Origin of the sequence: Streptomyces sp. NBC_01232, from assembly GCF_035989885.1 — a bacterium.
Taxonomy (GTDB): Bacteria; Actinomycetota; Actinomycetes; order Streptomycetales; family Streptomycetaceae; genus Streptomyces.
Map to the genome: position 1 here is coordinate 6,893,131 of NZ_CP108518.1, position 15,313 is coordinate 6,908,443.

The following is a 15,313-nucleotide window of genomic DNA, read 5'->3' on the forward strand; positions in this document are numbered from 1 at the left end:
AACCGGACAACAGATACTGAGGAACCCAGATGCGCACCTTGATCAGCACCGCCTTCATCTCCCTCGACGGCGTCGTGGAGGGCCCGGGCGGGGAGCCCGGCTACCGCAACTCCGGATGGACCTTCAAGGACGTCGAGTTCCTCCCTGAGGCATTCGAGATCAAGGGGCGGGAGCAGAAGGAAGCCGCCGCGATGCTGCTGGGACGGAGCAGTTACGAGGCGTTCAGCCCGGTGTGGCCCGACATGGCGGACTTCGCCGACTACAAGGTGATGCCGAAGTACGTCGTCTCCACCACCCTCACCGAGGACGACCTGGTGTCGAATTGGGGCGAGACCACGATCCTGCGCTCGCTCGACGAGGTCGCCGCGCTGAAGGACGCCGAGGGCGGTCCGATCATCGTCCACGGCAGCGCAGCGCTGAACCAGGGCCTCTCGGACGCGGGCCTGATCGACCGCTACCACCTGCTCGTCTTCCCGCTCCTGCTCGGAGCCGGTAAGCGTCTGTTCAGCGGCACGGACAAGGACACCCAGAAGCTGAAGCTCGTCGAGCATGAGGCCTACGCCAACGGCCTGCAGAAGATGGTCTTCGACGTCGTCCGCTGAGAAGGTCCTTTGCGCTCAACCCGCAGTGGAACCGGCCGACGACCTCGGCCGGTTCCCGGGCTCAGCCGGTCACACCGGCCGACTCGCGCTGGCCGGCCCGGGCGAACTCGGTCATGCCGTCGACGAAGCCGACCGTCGGACGCCAGCCCAGCTCCTTGCGCAGGCGGGCGGAGTCGGCGGTGATGTGCCGTACGTCGCCGAGGCGGAACTCGCCCGTCACCACCGGGGCGGGTCCGCCGTGCGCCGCGGCCAGCTCGGTGGCCATCTCGCCGACCGTGTGGGGCTCCCCGCTGCCGGTGTTGTACACGGCGAGCGCGCCCGTCTGCCGGGCATCGACCGCCTCGAGTGCCACCGCGTTGGCCGCGGCCACGTCCGTGACGTGGACGAAGTCTCTTCGCTGCGCGCCGTCCTCGTAGACCCGCGGCGCCTGGCCCCGGGCGAGCGAGGAGCGGAAGAAGGAGGCCACCCCGGCGTACGGGGTGTCGCGCGGCATGCCGGGTCCGTACACGTTGTGGTAGCGCAGCGACACCGCCCGGCCCTCCACGCACCGGGCCCAGTTCGCCGCGAGGTGCTCCTGGGCCAGCTTCGTCGTCGCGTACACGTTCCGCGGATCCGTCGGGGCGTCCTCGCCGACGAGGCCCGGCGCGAGTTCGGCTCCGCAGTCAGGGCAGCGGGGTTCGAACCGGCCCGCCGTCAGGTCCTCGGTCCGGCGCGGCCCGGGGCGTACCGTTCCGTGCCGTTCGCACGTGTACCGGCCCTCCCCGTAGACCACCATCGACCCGGCGAGCACGAGATCCCTCACCCCGGCGGCCGCCATCTCGGCCAGCAGCACCGCCGTCCCGAGGTCGTTGCAGCCGACATAGTCGGGGGCGTCGGCGAAGTCCTTGCCGAGGCCGACCATGGCCGCCTGGTGGCACACCGCGTCGACGCCGCGGAGCGCGGCTCTGACCGCGTCGGCGTCCCGTACGTCGGCCCGGATGAACTGGGCGTCGGGAAGCGGCGGCGTGCCGGGGTGGGCGGCGGGCAGCAGGGCGTCGAGGACGACGGGGTCGTGCCCGCGGTCCTTGAGGGCGGTGACGATGTGGGAGCCGATGAACCCGGCCCCTCCGGTGACGAGTACGCGCATGCTCCGGACGCTACGCAGTGCGTAGCCCCCGAGGGGGATCCCACGCGCGCACGTAAGACTTCTGTCATACGGGAGCGGCGGGAACTGCGACGGAGGCGTGACGGCCGGGTGGCCTCGAGCGGGACGTCAGTGGTGGCCGAGGTGGTCGTGGTCCTTCCAGATGCCGTCGCCCGGCATGTCGAGGCGGGCGGTGAGCGGTCGGCGCCACGGGGGAGTGGAGGTGGGTTCGCCCCAGTAGTCGGTGACCCGTACGGCCCGGCCGTCGCGGAGCTCGGCGATGGTGACGTTGCGGTAGAGGCGGCCGTCGCCGTAGTCGCAGGTCCATTCCACGACGATGACGTCGTCGTCGAGGCGCAGCCGTCGTCCCACTTCGAGCGTGAGCTCGGGGAAGTTCCCCTCGACCTCACCGATGAGCTTGCTGCCGCGGACGACCTCGCCCATCTGGGGCCATTGCCGCTCGACCTCCGGGGCGAGCGGCACCCCGAGGAGGTAGGCGAGGCGGGTGCGGCCGTTCGATTCCGGTGTCGGCTCGTTCATGGCCGTCAGTCCTTCCTGTGCGGTGGGCGGCGGACCGGATGCGGCGCGTGTCGGGGTGCGCCGGAGCCGTCGACCACGCTGCTGATGTGGAAACGGACCCGGCGGCCAGTGCCGCCCTCATCGTCGTCGGAGCCATCAGGAGACCACTCCAGGACCGCGGTGCCGGACAGGTGCACGGCGTGCCCCGTGGCGAAATCGGCGAACACCAGTGCCGCGGCGCTGTCGACGGCCAGATTGCCGAGGCTGTTGAACATGTTGTTGCCCGGATAGTCGGGCCACCAGAGGCTGTCGTCCTCGACGCGGACGAAACCGGGCGGCCCACCACGGTGCGAGGCGTCGTTGCCGCGCTCCGGATGGGTGGTGCCCAGGAAGAAGGTGTCGGCCGCACGGATGAGCCGGGCCTGATCGGACGCCAAGGAGGTGGCGTACCGCACCGGGGCGCCGTCCCCGTCCCCGGCGACAGCGGGTCCGGGTTGGAGGTGACGCCGCTGGATGTACTGGGGACAGTTGCCGTACGCCTGATCGACTTGGAGCGTGAGGCCGTCCTCGTCCGCGGTGGTGAGCGTCCCGTTGACCCGGAAGCGACGGCGGGTGGCGAAGTCGATGGCCAGCAGGCCGACCGGCTGACCGGGAGGGAGCGAGTGGAGCGGGTCGGCGGCGGCGGGTGCGGTGCGTACGCGCAGAGTGGATGCCGCGATGACGTCGAGGACGCCGGGCGGTCCGGTCAGCGGTGAGATCCACAGCCGGCCGAAGTCGTCGCGCGCCGTGATCGCGGCGAGTGTGCGTTCGGCGAGGAAGCCGGCCGCCCCGCCACGCAGGTCGGGCGGGCGGAGCATGCCGGAGAGCCGGGCGGCCTCTGCGCGCACGCCGGCCTGCTGCTGTACGGCGAGCTCGCCGGGGTGGAAGACCTCGGCAGGCATTTCGTTCGATCGGTTCATGACCGTCTCCTGATCGTGGCGGGACGGATGGCCGGTGGCACGGCCTGGCGGGTGTCCCGGCCCGCCCTGCCGGGAGGGCGGGCCGGGCTCCGCGTCAGGCGACGTGCGCGTGCGGCGTGACGACGGGCCAGTCGTTCTCCACCTCGGCGAGCACGTTGAAGTAGTTCGTCAGCACGTTCAGCGCGATGTGGCCCACGACCTCACCGATCTCGGCGTCGGTGACGCCCGCGTCCCGCGCCGCCTGCACGGCGCCGTCGTCCACCGCGCCCCTGCCGCGGACGACGGCATCCGACAGGGTCAGCAGGGCGGCGGTGTGCGCATCGGATGCCTCGGCGTGGCGGGCCCGCTCGAGCTCACCGGGGTCGACCTTGGCGATGTGCTCACCGATGTAGGTGTGGGCGGACAGGCAGTACTCGCACCCGTTGTACTCGGCGGTTGTGATCGCGAGCTGCTCCCGCACGCCTGCGGCCAGGGCGCCGCCGGCCAGGGCGCCGGACAGTGCCAGGTAGCCCTTGAGCAGGGCCGGGCTGTTGGCCATCACCTTGGTCATGTTCGGGGTGAGGCCGAGGGACTTCTGCACCTGGGCGAGCAGCGGGGCCGCCGGGCCGGTCGCGGTGGCGGGGTCGATCGGGGTGAGCCTCGACATGTTCATGGCCTTTCTGAGGGGAGACGGCGACACCGACACCATCGTTCTAATGGTTGTGATGCGCTCCTGTCGTTAGAACCGTAAGTGGCTGCCTTCGAGGAAGTCAAATGGTCTGAAGCCTCTTCAACCATTAGTCGCCTGGTAGGCTGGGGCGCGTGGACAGCACAGACCCCGGTACGAGCGCACCGCTGCTCGGCGAACCGCTCCCGATCGAGCTGATGAACACGATCTGGGCCGATCGGGACGGCGTACACGACGCGATCGCCGGCCCCGACGGAGCTGTCGCATGGCTGCGGGCCGTCGGCCCCCGACTGACGCCCTCGGCTCCCGCGGTCGGTGCCTGGCTCGACGCCGAACGGCCCGCCGGAGCGGAAAAGGCCGCTGCCGGGCTGCGCGGCTTGAGGGACGCATTGCGCAGGCTCGCCGCCGAGGCGACCGAGGACCCGAGGCCGGACGCGCAGTCGGCCATCGGCACCCGGGACGCCGCACTCGCGGCACTGAACGAGGCGTGCAGTGCGACGCCGGTGTGGGCGACGCTCCACTGGCCTTCGGACGGCGACCCGATCCGCATCGTGCGCACCAGCGACCTCGCGGGGCAGGCGGTGGTCGCCATGCTGGCCGGACAAGCCGTCGACCTGTTCACCGGCGACATGCGGCCGCAGCTGCGTGCCTGCCTGGCGCCGGGCTGCGTGCTCTACTTCGTGAAGCAGCACCCCCGCCGCGAATGGTGCTCGGCCGGCTGCGGCAACCGTGCCCGCGTCGCACGGCACTACCAGCGCCACCGGGTCACCAAGACCGATCCCGAGTCCTGAGCGGAGGCTCTCCGATGAAGGTCGACGTGCTGACCGAGGCCGTGATCGCCGCCCCCTGCGACAAGGTCGCCGCCTACGCGGCCGACCCCACGCACGCACCCGAGTGGTACGCGAACATCACCTCCGCCGACTGGCGGACCCCGCCACCGGTGGCGATCGGCTCCAAGGTGGCCTTCGTAGCCCGCTTCCTCGGCAGGCGGCTGGCCTACACGTACGAGATCACCGCGCACGAGCCCGGGCGCCGACTGGTGATGCGCATGGACGAAGGCCCTTTCCCCATGGAGACCACCTACACCTGGGAGCCGTACGGGGAAGGCTTGGACCGCACCCGCATGACCCTCCGTAACCGCGGCGAGCCCAGCGGATTCGCCTCCCTCGGCGCCATCGTGATGGCGGCGGCCATGCGCCGCGCCCAGCACAAGGACCTGGCGGCACTCAAGGCGCTGCTGGAGCGGTGACCACGGATCTCACTTGGGCGGCAGCGTGTCCGCGAACGCCACTGCCGTCGTGACCCAGTGGTCCAGCACGGCATCCTCCGCCAGGGCCGGGCCGCTCACCGTCACCCAGCCGCGCATCGGGCGACCGGTGAAGTCCATGGGCCGGGCCTCCGGGCGGGCGAGAGCCTGTTCGGTCCCGTCCGGACCCACACGGGCAATGACCTCGTCGCCGGACACGCCCACGGTCATGTTGCCGTGCAGCAGGAACGCGAGACCGCCGAACATCCGTTTCTCGGTGACGGCGGGCCGCTCACCGAGCCGCTCCCGGATCCGCTGGGCCAGCCCTTCGTCGTACGTCATGCACCCACTGTCCTGTGCGGTACGGGTGCCCGCGCGCCGGGGCACCGCCGCCGATGTGCCAGTGCGGGCGGCACGCACGCGACCATGAGGAAAGGGAGCCGGCGTCACTGGGAAACGTCAGCACGCCCGGCCTGGCCGGTGACGTGCGCCGTGCCCGGTTGCGTCCTCCCCTCGAAGAGGGCGGCTTCCGGCAGCCGGAAGCCCTTTACGCCGCAGGCGTCAGCCGGTTCGGTGTCATCGACCGGACCTGCAGGCGAGAGGGCATCTTCAGCGCGTTTGTGTCCGTGCAGCCGAGGCCCTCGGCGACGTGCTGGGCGATGCTCACCGCGGCCCGCGACAGAGCCGCCGAGTTGCTGCGGCCCGGGTGAGGTATGTCTTGAGCATTGGCACATCGGCGGGCTGTGAGGTCGGCCGGACTTCCTTGGCGCAACCTGTGGGGAGCAGCACCCATGCCTGTGTCCGGGAGACCGCTCCGGTGGCTCCGCCCACGAAATGGGAGGAGGCCGAGGCGTTCTTCCACAGGCGGGAACCGACCAGCCCGAAATCGGCCTTGTCGAAGGAGAGCTCCGTCAGGACTTCATTTCCCCCGGGCGGAGTGGACGCTGATTCCCACCGTGGAGAACAGGTCTTGCCGGGTCTGTTCCTCCATGTTGCGGGCCTGTGCCCAGGTGCGGGCCATGTCGAGGCCTTGGGTACGCACCCGCTCCGCGCGGTCCCGTCACCTTCCGTCGGTGTGTGCTGGTCCTCGGTTGCCTGGAGTACGCCTGATGAGGTCCACGGCGGGGTCCGCAGTGCCGTCGACGCACCACTGCCGCTCGCCGCAGGAGACCAGCCTTCCAGGCGGCAGTCGCAGTCGACCGTGCTCCTGGAGTCCTCAGCGGTAGCCACCACCTGGGTGGTCTGTGGTGTGGGGGGCCACGTGGCCGAGGAGTTCGGCGAGACCGCGGCGGGTGGCGGCCAGGACGACACGGTCCTGCGGCCTGAGTACGTAGCCTGGGTGGAGCTCCCAGATCAGCCCGGGGTGTCGGCCGTCGTCTTCACGTGCGGAGGAGGCCAGGTCGGGCCGGCGTTCCTCGAGTGCGGTGGTGTCGATGGCGATCACCCGCCAGGCTCCAGGACGGAAGGATTCGGTGATGGTGCGGCCTTCGAGTTGTGGATGGCCTGCCACATCGACGGCGGCGAACAGCAGGACGCGGCGCTCGACGGGGATGGCGCCCAGTACCTGTCGTCCCATCATCGCTCCGGCGAAGGCGGGGGCGGCGAGGTGAGTGACGCTGCGGCTGCGGGTCAGGGCGGTGGGGTGCGCGGCTCGCAGAGTGCGGTAGACGGCTGTGGCGAAGCCGTCGTCGTACAGGCGCAGGGCCACACGAACCTCGGCGTTGATTGAGCGAGCATAGAGCGCCGCTTCGAGGTTGGTGGTGTCGGAACTGGTCAGAGCGAGCAGGGCGTGGGACCGGTGGATGCCGGCGGTCTCCAGCACGCCCTCTTCGGTGACGTCGCCGAGGACGACGGGGATGCGCAGGCGGCGGGCGAGGGCCAGTCCGCGGGCCTCGGGGTCGTTCTCGACGCACACCACAGGGATTTGCAGCTCGTGGAGCCGTACCAGTACGCGTGTCCCGATCTTGCCGAGGCCGAGCAGCACCACATGCCCGGACAGGCGGCGCGGGGGCCGCCGAAGGGCCGTCGCCGTGCGGAAGGCTCCCAGGGCTTCCAATGCGGCCGCCACCAGGACCGGCAGTAGGAGCAGGCCGACGAAGCCGGAGAGGATCTGCAGAACCTGGCGCTGCGGCGGCTCGTCCACCGCCGGATCGTTGATCGCGAAGATGTCCAGGAGAGTGATGTACGCCGCATGCAGGGGGTGTTCCCCCGTCGTCTGCCAGGAGGCCGCGGCTATGGCAGCGACGGCCGCCACGATGCCGACCAGCGACCAGCGCAGCTGCCGTGAGAAGAGCGAGCCGAACGGGAGCGCAGCGGGGCCCAGGCGGGGTGCGGCCTGCGCGGCTCCCGTGTGGGTCACCGCTTCCAGGGCCACGATGCCACGCCCTGTCGCGGCGGTCACCTCACGGTCGTCGGGCAGCAGTTGCGGGCCTTGGTCTCCGCTGAGCTCGGACCCCTCGTTGCCGGCGGGATCGCTGGTCGTCGCCGAGAGCAAGGCCAACGTGCACAGGCCGGGGTCGGCAGTCTGTCCACGCTGCGGGGGTGTGCGCTCCACCGCTCGCAGCAGCAGGCCGTCCGCCTGCACGATCTTGCTGGTGCCTGCGACTGCCGTCGCGGCGAGGGCGGGCGCGGCGGTGTCGGCGTCCGACAGCACGGTCGTCGAGGAGTCGAGTTCCCGCAGGTCGATGCCTGGTTCCGCGACGATCGCGGCTTGGTCCAGGAGTTCCTCCAGGTGTTGGCCGAGTTTACGGTTGTAGAGCCGGATGACCAGTCTCAGTCGTGGGTTGAGCCGTCGAGCGATCAGAGCGGCGCGCAGGTTGGTGGCGTCGTCTTCGTACACGAGCGCCAGGGCTGCAGCTCGGGTCACTCCTGCGGCGGCGAGCACCTCCTCTGTTGGCTCTCCCGCCTCGAGTGTGCGTCCACGTACTGCTGTCGCCTGGGCGTCGGCCATGGCTGCTCGCGCGGCCGGAATCCGTCCCAGCAGCCCGAATCGCCCTCCGCCGGCCGGTCTGCGGGCAGAGCTGGACCGAGCCTCGCCGGTGGTGGGTACGACGAGGGTGACGTGCTCCCGGTACACGTCACGCAGCTCGGCAGCGAGTCGGCGAGCGAGCCCGTCGTCGCCGCAGACAACCATCCCGACTTGCTGGTCTGTCTGTTGCTGCTGCCCGTAGGTTGATGTCACGCCCTAAGGATGCCCTCTCGGTCACGCGGATGATCAAGGGAAGTGCTCGCGGCGATGGCGGCGCACTCCGCGTCGCCCTCCGGGCGTACTGCCTCGGCGATGGCGGGTGCGGCGCTGCTTCTCGCCCTCGCCGGTCAGCCGGGCCCGCTCGGCCTCGGCCTGGGCGGCGGCGATGGCCGCGAGCCGCTCGGCTTCGGCCTGCTTGACGCGGGCGACCCGGAGCGCTTCGGCTTCCTGTTCGGCTTGGTAGCGGCGGGCGTCGGCGGGCTTGCGGACGGGGGTGTCGAGCTGGCGGTCGGTCAGTGCCGACTGGCGTTCGGCGACCGCTTCCTGCTCGGCGTGGATCTGCTGCGCCGGTCGGCGTCGGCGAGGGACCTGCGGCGTTGGCCTGGGCGGTCGCCGCGTCGGTCTCGGCCTTGTTCTCGGCCTCGCGCAGGTACAGCGTCCGCTGGGGGAGCGCTTGTGGGCCGATGCCGGCATCACATGCCCAGCGACCAGCAGGGAGAGCCCGATGACCAGGAGGGGGAAGCCTGGGCCCGGAAGGATGTAGAGGCAGCACCAACCAGGGTGGCGGGAACCCCTGCCGCTACCAGGTGACAGCCAGACGGCGCTCGGTCATGTTGCGGCGTACCCATGCAGCGGTGCTGAGGCTGCCCACTGTTCAGGACACCCGCTGCGAATCGGTTTGCCGCGTGGCGCGCCCGGCTTGGATGAAGCAGATGAGGGCGGCCGTGACGGGAACGAAGCCCAGACCCGTGTAAACCAGCACGCGGGGGACGGCGTTGAGCGGCATGAGGGTGTAGAGGCAGAGGAGGGCCCAGGCGTAGGGGCGGGCTGCCGGCCGTCGCCCGCGGAGGCCGCGTGGCGTCCAGCCGACGAGGATCGCCACAAAAACGGGCAGCACGAGCAGCACGACCGCTGCGAGGGCAATCGCGTGGTAGGCGGGGTTGCCGTTCATCGCTATCTCTCGGGGTCGGAAGTCCACGAAAGACGAGGCATTCATGACACGTTCATGCCGGAGTTCGGCAAAGTACGGCCTGTCGGGCTGCCGTTAGGGAGCCGTCAATGCAACGTAAGGGACGTGTAAAGTCCGCCGTGGTGTGCCGGGAAGTCTGGTCGGCGATAGGGGATAGCTCTCTCTTCGCGGATCGGAGTCTGACGTCATGGTGCTCGTCGCTGTATTCGGTGTGGCGCTGCTGGTCGCCGTGCTGCTGTCCGGGCTTGCCGCCCGCACGGTCCTCTCCACCTCGCTGCTGTTCCTGCTGGGCGGGGCTCTGGTCAGCGACGGTTTCCTCGGGCTGATCCACATTACGGCCGACAGCGAGATCGTCTCGGTCACCGCCGATCTGGCCCTGTTCGCGGTGCTGTTCACCGACGGCATGCACGTCTCGTTCCCGAAGCTGCGGCAGAACTGGAAGAACCCGGCACGGGCGCTGGGGCTGGGCATGCCGCTGGCCATGGCCGGTATGGCGCTGATCACCCACTACCTGGTGGGGCTGGACTGGACGACGTCGTTCCTCGTCGGCGCCGTGCTCGCGCCGACCGACCCGGTCTTCGCCTCGGCGATCGTGGGCCGCAAGGAAGTCCCGGCCAGGCTGCGGCAGCTGCTGAACGTGGAGAGCGGAATCAACGACGGCCTCGCGCTGCCCGTCGTCCTGCTCCTCATCGCCGCGGCTGGCCCCACTTCCGGCCAGGCGGACGCCTCCGTCGGCGAGATCGCCTTGGAGCTCGGTCTCGGCCTGGTCTTCGGCGTCGCCTTGCCCTTGGCGGTGGCGGCGCTGGTACGGCTGAGGCTGTTGGGCGCCGAGCCGAAGCTCCAGCCGTTGCTGCCGCTGGCCACCGGGATCATTCTGTACGGGCTGTGCCACCTCACTCACGCCAACCCCTACCTGGCCGCGTTCTCCGCCGGCGCCGTCCTGGCCTCCGTCTCGCCCGAGGCGAAGACGGTCTTCGAGCCGCTCGGAGAGATGCTCGCGGAGCTGGCCAAGTTCGCTGCCCTCCTCGTCTTCGGCGCCCTGCTGACCCCCGCCCTGTTCGGGGACCTGTCGGTGGGCGGGTACGTGGCCGTGGTCTTGGCGATCGTGCTGATCCGTCCCGCCTCCCTGCTGGTGTCCTTGCTGGGTGCGCGGATCGAGCGGCGGGAGAAGCTGGTCGCCGCCTGGTTCGGCCCCAAGGGCTTCGCGTCCGTCGTCTACGGCCTGCTCGTTCTCCAGGCCGGCATCCCCGAGGGTGAGAAGGCGTACACGCTGATCGCGGTCTGTATCGCCTTCTCGATCATCGCCCACTCCAGCACCGACGTACCGATCGCCCGCCTCTTCGACGTGGAAGACCTCGCAGGCATCCCGAACGACGACCACGACCACGCCCCGAAGCCGACCGACACCGTTCCCGCCCCGAGCATTGCCCCCGACCAGGAGAAGCGCCATGATCGCCCGTGATCTCGCTGAGCCCTACCCACACGTGACCACCGACGACCGGGCCGTGGACGCGGTCCGCTTGGTCGCAGAGCACAATCTTGCCGCACTCCTGGTCCTGGAATCCGACGGGGCGCCGTACGCAGTGGTGCCCGGGTCCCAGCTGGTGCGACAGCTGCTGCCCGAGTACGTCATGGAGGACCCGCTGCTCGCGGCCGTCATCGACGACCGGCACGCCGACAGCCTCACCGAGGACCTGGCCGGCAAGACCGTCGCCCAGTGGATCCCGGGGCGTTCCTTCAAGCCGGCGTTCGTCGGCCCTGAGGCAGGGGTCCTGCAGATCGCTGCGCTCATGGCGCGTACCCATGTCCCGCTGGTGGCCGTCATCGACCGGGACGACGACGGGCGCCGGTTGGTGGGGGTGGTATCGGCCGCCTCTCTGATGCGTCACCTGCTCGACGTGGGAGGCGGGGCGTGAGCGGCTGGCAGAGTTGGGCTGCAGTTGTCGTCTTCGCGGGCGTCTACATCCTGATCATCGCCGAGTGGATCCACCGCGTCGCCGCAGCCCTCGGCGGTGCCGCTCTGATGCTGGCGATCGGGGCCACCGACGACACGTCGGCCTTCTACTCGGATGAGACCGGCATCGACTGGAACGTCATCTTCCTGCTGCTCGGCATGATGATGATCGTCGGCGTCCTCAAGCGGACCGGGCTCTTCGAGTACCTGGCGATCTGGTCGGTGAAGAAGGCCAAGGCGAAACCGTTCCGGGTGATGGCCATGCTGATCGTCATCACGGCGGTGGCCTCGGCGCTGCTGGACAACGTCACCACCGTGCTGCTGGTCGCCCCCGTGACCCTGCTGGTGTGCGACCGACTGAAGCTGTCGCCGGTGCCGTTCCTGCTCGCCGAGGTGTTCGCCTCCAACATCGGAGGCACCGCCACCCTCGTCGGCGACCCGCCCAACATCATCATCGCCAGCCGGGCCGGCCTGACCTTCAACGACTTCCTGGTCCACCTCGCTCCGCTGGCCGCGGTCCTGACCATCGTCCTCGTGCTGCTGTGTCGACTGATGTTCGCCAAGCACTTCGTCTACGACGAGAAGCGCGCCGCGGAGATCATGGAGCTGCGCGAACGCGAGGCGATCAAAGAGCCCCTGCTGCTCATTCAGGGTCTGAGCGTTCTGACCCTGGTCGTGGCCGGTTTCGTCCTGCACCCCGTGCTGCACTACGCGCCCAGCGTCGTCGCCCTCCTGGGCGCCGGTCTGTTGATCGCGATCTCCAAGGTCGAGACCGGGGAGGTGCTCGGCGAGGTCGAGTGGCCCACCCTCGCCTTCTTCGCCGGCCTGTTCGTCATGGTCGGCGCGCTCATCGAGACCGGCGTCATCGCAGAGCTCGCGAGCTCCCTCGCGGACGTCATCGGCGGAGCCCAACTGGGCGGCACGATGCTCCTGCTGGGCGGCTCGGCCGTCCTGTCGGGGATCGTCGACAACATTCCCTACGTCGCCACCATGGCCCCCATCACCAGCGAACTCGTCACCGACATGGGCGGCGACCCCGACCACGTCATGTGGTGGGCCCTCGCGCTGGGCGCCGACCTCGGCGGCAACGCCACCGCCATCGGCGCCTCCGCCAACGTCGTCGTCCTCGGCATCGCCGAACGCAACCGCCACCCCATCACCTTCTGGCAGTTCACCAAATACGGCCTCGTCGTCACCGCCGTCACCATCGCCATCTCGGCCCTTTACCTGTGGCTTCGCTACTTCGCCCTGGCGTGACGAATGGCCATCCCCGACCGCACTGGCCAGGGAAGAACGGAGCCTGTACATGAATTACAACCGGCGCGCGGAAGCCGTCTCCATAGTCCTGTGGTGGGGATCACTCACCCTCCTCTTCTGGGCCGGAGGGCACGTCCGCGATTCGCCCGCCGCCCTGGTGGGGTGTGCCGCGAGCGCCGCCCTCCTGATCAGCCTCGGCGAAACGGCCCACTGGCTGCGCCGCCGCATTCACCGTGCGACCCGGAGGAGCGGCACTCCCTGAGGAACGGGCCCACGCCTCGGACCCGGTGGCTGCCACGCCCTGGCTGATCTTGCTGCGGCCATGAGATTACGGGGCCCCGGCCGACGGCCGGGATCTTGTGCTCTAGCCCACGTGTGCCTCAGTGGCCGGTGAGTTCGCCCGTGAGCTTGCCGCGCAGGTCGGCGCTCGGGTCGTTGAGGCCGCTGATCTCCACCGCCTTGCCGGGCTGCTGGAGATCAGCGTGAGGCGGGCAGTGACGGGCGCTGCCACTGGCATCAAAACGGCGCAAAGACTGCCGGTCAACGGCAATGCGCTGTCTTCCATCGGGCGAGAGGATCAAGGTACGGGGGACTAGCACCGCTCAGACGCCGAAGTGCAAGACGGCGACGGCATTCGGGCGGTGCCCGGCGAACTCGGCCGCTGGACCCCGCGTGCCAAAGGAGAGATGAAACGTGAACGCGGCCGCGATACCCGTCCCTGCCTGGTGGCTCATCGCCACAGTGACCACTGCGGTCTTCCTGATGACTCTCGTCTCGTGGATGCCGACGAAACGCATCAAAGCGAGGATGATCCTCGCGCCGGTGGGCATGGCAGCATTCGCGACCACGCGTTACTGCGCCGAGGGCATGCTGCCCGAACAGGCCCTGTCCATGTACTCGCTGGTCGTCTTGGCCTTCCCGCTGGGTTTGCTGGGTCGTCGCCAAGAGCTCGCCCGCAGTGCTGCCAACGAGGAACAAGGTGGCCTTGCCAGGGAGAGCCAGTGGTCCATTGCCATGACGGTCCAGTTCCTCGTCGCGCTGTTGGCCGCGATCAGTCTGTGGTTGTGGCTCATCTGATCCATTGGGTTCCGTGCTTGTCGACCCGCTGCTCACCGGAAAAGCTGACTTAGGGACCGGCCCGGCCGGCTACTCCCTGATCGGGTCCCGGCAGGAGGGGGCAAGGCCAGTCGGGTCAGCTTCACCCGGCAGCCCCCAAACCCGCTCCCGTTCCACATCGGCATGACAGCCCCAGCCTGTGCTCGGCGGCTCTTCACTGGGGCGGAGCCTATGACACCGGCCAAACCCCAACGCACGGCATCCGGAGAGTCACGCCAGGTCTGTACGTCCCAGCCACGCAGGTTTCACCGGTACGCCGTCCTCGTCGCGCTCCGCAGTCACGGTTGGCAGAGCCGGCGTCACGGGTTGCGGCTCCGGCTCCGGCTCCGGTTTCGGCGCCGCCGGCCCGTCGCCGACGGCTTCCGCCGGTGCTGGGCGGTCGGTGTCGTCCATGAGCTCGGCGACGGAGAAGCGCGTGGCGTGAGACTGCCATGTGCCGTCGATCACCAGCAGGAATCCGTTATCGCTACGGAACAGACGGCGGCGTTTAGGGCTCCTGGGGTGCTCCGGACTGTAAGCACGCGCCCGCTTCTCCAACTCTGCCAGAGCCGTCTCACGCGGACCCTCCACGTGCGCCATTACGTAGGCTTCGGTGTGTTTGCGCTCTCCCAAGCCCACCGTGGTCTCCAGAACGAGTCCCCACGTCGTCATGGTTCCTTCCCTCCCCATCGATCGAGCCGTAGCTGAGCAACGGCATTCTTCGCCCTTTCCCCTGCAAGCGGCCTCGGCGCGTCGCGGCCCATCGCTGGGTCCCGCCAACCGCACGGTAGGCGCTTTCGCGTTCAGCCGTGCAGCCCTGTTGTAGGCCCCTTCAGGCTCCGGCACTTCGTGGCGATCTTCTCTGCCGGGGAACGGCAATGACGCCGCAGGCGCATCGTGCAAGGCTGTGGACCCACGGCGATGGAGGCCACTGGCGACTCCGGAACGTTGGACGCCCCCTTGCGACTCTGGTCCCGACTGGTCCGAAAGGGACTGTCCCACCGATGCATGTGAAGAATTCCACCGTCTGGTCCGTCTTCCTGTCAGCTGTGCTCACCACAACCCTGGCGGGCTGCGGGGACGGAAGCGGGGCAAAGCCCGACGCCGACGCCGTGGCGGCCGCCAAGGCCGCGAACACGAGGATGCAGACCGAGTCGTTCCATTCGTCGGGGACCACTACCGCCTTTGCCGGCGGGAAGCAGGAAATGTGGTCCGACCCTGTCCAAGGTCTCCACGTGGAGGTCACCGGCGCCATCTTGGGCGACATCTACTGCAAAGACGGAACCGCTTACACCAGCGCCGACCTCTTCGCCGCAGCCCTGCGTCAGCGGGGCCAGCAGATCACCGTTCCCGCGGAGCTGAGATCGGCCTACGTGACCACGAAAGCGGAAGGCGGCTGCGCGATGTATTTCAAGATCGCCGAAACCGGACGCCGGGCCAAGGGGAAGGACCGGACCGTAGGAGGCAGGCAGGCAGGAGCGGTACGAGTCGGCGATGGAAAGACCGAAGACGTCTACTTCATCGACGATGCAGAGCAGCGGCTGCTCCTGCTGGAATCGAAGCGTGACGGCAGAACGAGCACCACCACATACGACTCGTTCGGAGAGAAGTTCACGATCTCCATGCCCGCCGCCGAGAAGACTCTGACTATGGACGCCTTCCGCTACCGCGTCACGAAGTGAGCCGGGCCCCACGGGGTGTCGGTGCCATCAGGCCCGTCCAGGTCTCCACGAA

Annotated in this window: 18 protein-coding genes and 1 pseudogene; 9 read left to right on the forward strand and 10 right to left on the reverse strand. The window is 69.3% G+C overall.

Features of this window, described 5'->3' with window-relative positions; genetic code table 11:
* Positions 1-29: 29 nt before the first annotated feature.
* Complete coding sequence (locus OG444_RS31770; RefSeq protein ID WP_266606521.1) at positions 30-602, forward strand: dihydrofolate reductase family protein; 573 nt, start codon at positions 30-32, stop codon at positions 600-602.
* 61 nt (positions 603-663) lie between these two features.
* Here OG444_RS31770 and OG444_RS31775 read toward each other — a convergent pair whose 3' ends face one another.
* The 4 genes from OG444_RS31775 to OG444_RS31790 all read right to left on the reverse strand — a co-directional run bounded on the left by OG444_RS31775 (position 664) and on the right by OG444_RS31790 (position 3,855).
* Positions 664-1,728 carry an NAD-dependent epimerase/dehydratase family protein gene (locus OG444_RS31775; protein WP_266606522.1) on the reverse strand — a complete coding sequence of 355 codons (1,065 nt, stop codon included), beginning with the start codon at positions 1,726-1,728 and terminating at the stop codon, positions 664-666.
* 126 nt (positions 1,729-1,854) lie between these two features.
* Positions 1,855-2,265, reverse strand: coding sequence for a nuclear transport factor 2 family protein (locus tag OG444_RS31780; RefSeq protein WP_266606523.1), 411 nt, complete (start codon positions 2,263-2,265; stop codon positions 1,855-1,857).
* 5 nt (positions 2,266-2,270) lie between these two features.
* A complete protein-coding gene (locus OG444_RS31785; protein ID WP_266606524.1) occupies positions 2,271-3,203 on the reverse strand; it encodes a pyridoxamine 5'-phosphate oxidase family protein in 933 nt (310 codons plus the stop codon).
* A 94-nt stretch (positions 3,204-3,297) separates the two neighbouring features.
* The gene (locus tag OG444_RS31790; protein ID WP_266353972.1) at positions 3,298-3,855 is read right to left on the reverse strand and encodes a carboxymuconolactone decarboxylase family protein; all 558 of its coding nucleotides are present in this window, start codon (positions 3,853-3,855) and stop codon (positions 3,298-3,300) included.
* A 149-nt stretch (positions 3,856-4,004) separates the two neighbouring features.
* On the opposite strand from OG444_RS31790, the gene OG444_RS31795 reads away from it, so the two are divergent.
* Positions 4,005-4,661: a CGNR zinc finger domain-containing protein gene (locus tag OG444_RS31795; RefSeq protein WP_266606525.1), complete on the forward strand. Its 657-nt coding sequence runs from the start codon at positions 4,005-4,007 to the stop codon at positions 4,659-4,661.
* 14 nt (positions 4,662-4,675) lie between these two features.
* The gene (locus OG444_RS31800; RefSeq protein WP_266606526.1) at positions 4,676-5,119 is read left to right on the forward strand and encodes an SRPBCC family protein; all 444 of its coding nucleotides are present in this window, start codon (positions 4,676-4,678) and stop codon (positions 5,117-5,119) included.
* A 9-nt stretch (positions 5,120-5,128) separates the two neighbouring features.
* On the opposite strand, the gene OG444_RS31805 is transcribed toward OG444_RS31800, so the two are convergent.
* The 4 genes and pseudogenes from OG444_RS31805 to OG444_RS31820 all read right to left on the reverse strand — a co-directional run bounded on the left by OG444_RS31805 (position 5,129) and on the right by OG444_RS31820 (position 9,255).
* A complete protein-coding gene (locus OG444_RS31805) occupies positions 5,129-5,458 on the reverse strand; it encodes a TfoX/Sxy family protein (RefSeq protein WP_266606527.1) in 330 nt (109 codons plus the stop codon).
* Positions 5,459-6,332: 874 nt separating this feature from the next.
* On the reverse strand, positions 6,333-8,249 hold the full coding sequence (locus OG444_RS31810; RefSeq protein ID WP_266606702.1) for a potassium channel family protein: 1,917 nt from the start codon (positions 8,247-8,249) through the stop codon (positions 6,333-6,335).
* A 95-nt stretch (positions 8,250-8,344) separates the two neighbouring features.
* Positions 8,345-8,757, reverse strand: a pseudogene (locus OG444_RS31815) (flotillin family protein); the annotation flags it as partial.
* Positions 8,758-8,958: 201 nt separating this feature from the next.
* A complete protein-coding gene (locus tag OG444_RS31820) occupies positions 8,959-9,255 on the reverse strand; it encodes a hypothetical protein (RefSeq protein WP_266444433.1) in 297 nt (98 codons plus the stop codon).
* Between the two features lie 205 nt (positions 9,256-9,460).
* Between OG444_RS31820 and OG444_RS31825 the strand changes: the two genes are divergently transcribed.
* From OG444_RS31825 to OG444_RS31840, 4 genes are read left to right on the forward strand one after another with little or no spacing between them, the layout of a single operon-like run.
* Positions 9,461-10,735 carry a cation:proton antiporter gene (locus OG444_RS31825; RefSeq protein WP_266444435.1) on the forward strand — a complete coding sequence of 425 codons (1,275 nt, stop codon included), beginning with the start codon at positions 9,461-9,463 and terminating at the stop codon, positions 10,733-10,735.
* Positions 10,722-11,189 carry a CBS domain-containing protein gene (locus OG444_RS31830; protein ID WP_327265436.1) on the forward strand — a complete coding sequence of 156 codons (468 nt, stop codon included), beginning with the start codon at positions 10,722-10,724 and terminating at the stop codon, positions 11,187-11,189. The genes OG444_RS31825 and OG444_RS31830 overlap by 14 nt, the downstream gene beginning before the upstream one ends.
* Positions 11,186-12,484: an ArsB/NhaD family transporter gene (locus OG444_RS31835; RefSeq protein ID WP_266353975.1), complete on the forward strand. Its 1,299-nt coding sequence runs from the start codon at positions 11,186-11,188 to the stop codon at positions 12,482-12,484. The genes OG444_RS31830 and OG444_RS31835 overlap by 4 nt, the downstream gene beginning before the upstream one ends.
* A 49-nt stretch (positions 12,485-12,533) precedes the next feature.
* Entirely contained in the window at positions 12,534-12,746 is a 213-nt protein-coding gene (locus tag OG444_RS31840; protein ID WP_266353976.1) for a hypothetical protein, read from the forward strand.
* 118 nt (positions 12,747-12,864) lie between these two features.
* Here OG444_RS31840 and OG444_RS31845 read toward each other — a convergent pair whose 3' ends face one another.
* Positions 12,865-13,065 carry a hypothetical protein gene (locus tag OG444_RS31845; RefSeq protein ID WP_327267079.1) on the reverse strand — a complete coding sequence of 67 codons (201 nt, stop codon included), beginning with the start codon at positions 13,063-13,065 and terminating at the stop codon, positions 12,865-12,867.
* A 112-nt stretch (positions 13,066-13,177) separates the two neighbouring features.
* On the opposite strand from OG444_RS31845, the gene OG444_RS31850 reads away from it, so the two are divergent.
* Positions 13,178-13,561, forward strand: coding sequence for a hypothetical protein (locus OG444_RS31850; RefSeq protein ID WP_327265437.1), 384 nt, complete (start codon positions 13,178-13,180; stop codon positions 13,559-13,561).
* Between the two features lie 249 nt (positions 13,562-13,810).
* On the opposite strand, the gene OG444_RS31855 is transcribed toward OG444_RS31850, so the two are convergent.
* A complete protein-coding gene (locus OG444_RS31855) occupies positions 13,811-14,251 on the reverse strand; it encodes a hypothetical protein (protein WP_266353978.1) in 441 nt (146 codons plus the stop codon).
* Between the two features lie 332 nt (positions 14,252-14,583).
* Here OG444_RS31855 and OG444_RS31860 point away from each other — a divergent pair, with 332 nt between their 5' ends.
* Positions 14,584-15,261, forward strand: a complete 678-nt coding sequence (locus OG444_RS31860) for a hypothetical protein (protein WP_266353979.1) — start codon at positions 14,584-14,586, stop codon at positions 15,259-15,261.
* The last annotated feature ends 52 nt before the right edge of the window (positions 15,262-15,313 follow it).

Coding starts and splice junctions, on each gene's coding strand:
- OG444_RS31770 (WP_266606521.1), top strand. CDS start 30: ATGCGCACCTTGATCAGCACCGCCTTCATCTCCCTCGACGGCGTCGTG.
- OG444_RS31840 (WP_266353976.1), top strand. CDS start 12,534: ATGAATTACAACCGGCGCGCGGAAGCCGTCTCCATAGTCCTGTGGTGG.
- OG444_RS31810 (WP_266606702.1), bottom strand. CDS start 8,249: ATGGTTGTCTGCGGCGACGACGGGCTCGCTCGCCGACTCGCTGCCGAG.
- OG444_RS31830 (WP_327265436.1), top strand. CDS start 10,722: ATGATCGCCCGTGATCTCGCTGAGCCCTACCCACACGTGACCACCGAC.
- OG444_RS31800 (WP_266606526.1), top strand. CDS start 4,676: ATGAAGGTCGACGTGCTGACCGAGGCCGTGATCGCCGCCCCCTGCGAC.
- OG444_RS31825 (WP_266444435.1), top strand. CDS start 9,461: ATGGTGCTCGTCGCTGTATTCGGTGTGGCGCTGCTGGTCGCCGTGCTG.
- OG444_RS31820 (WP_266444433.1), bottom strand. CDS start 9,255: ATGAACGGCAACCCCGCCTACCACGCGATTGCCCTCGCAGCGGTCGTG.
- OG444_RS31855 (WP_266353978.1), bottom strand. CDS start 14,251: ATGACGACGTGGGGACTCGTTCTGGAGACCACGGTGGGCTTGGGAGAG.
- OG444_RS31790 (WP_266353972.1), bottom strand. CDS start 3,855: ATGAACATGTCGAGGCTCACCCCGATCGACCCCGCCACCGCGACCGGC.
- OG444_RS31780 (WP_266606523.1), bottom strand. CDS start 2,265: ATGAACGAGCCGACACCGGAATCGAACGGCCGCACCCGCCTCGCCTAC.
- OG444_RS31860 (WP_266353979.1), top strand. CDS start 14,584: ATGCATGTGAAGAATTCCACCGTCTGGTCCGTCTTCCTGTCAGCTGTG.
- OG444_RS31775 (WP_266606522.1), bottom strand. CDS start 1,728: ATGCGCGTACTCGTCACCGGAGGGGCCGGGTTCATCGGCTCCCACATC.
- OG444_RS31805 (WP_266606527.1), bottom strand. CDS start 5,458: ATGACGTACGACGAAGGGCTGGCCCAGCGGATCCGGGAGCGGCTCGGT.
- OG444_RS31785 (WP_266606524.1), bottom strand. CDS start 3,203: ATGAACCGATCGAACGAAATGCCTGCCGAGGTCTTCCACCCCGGCGAG.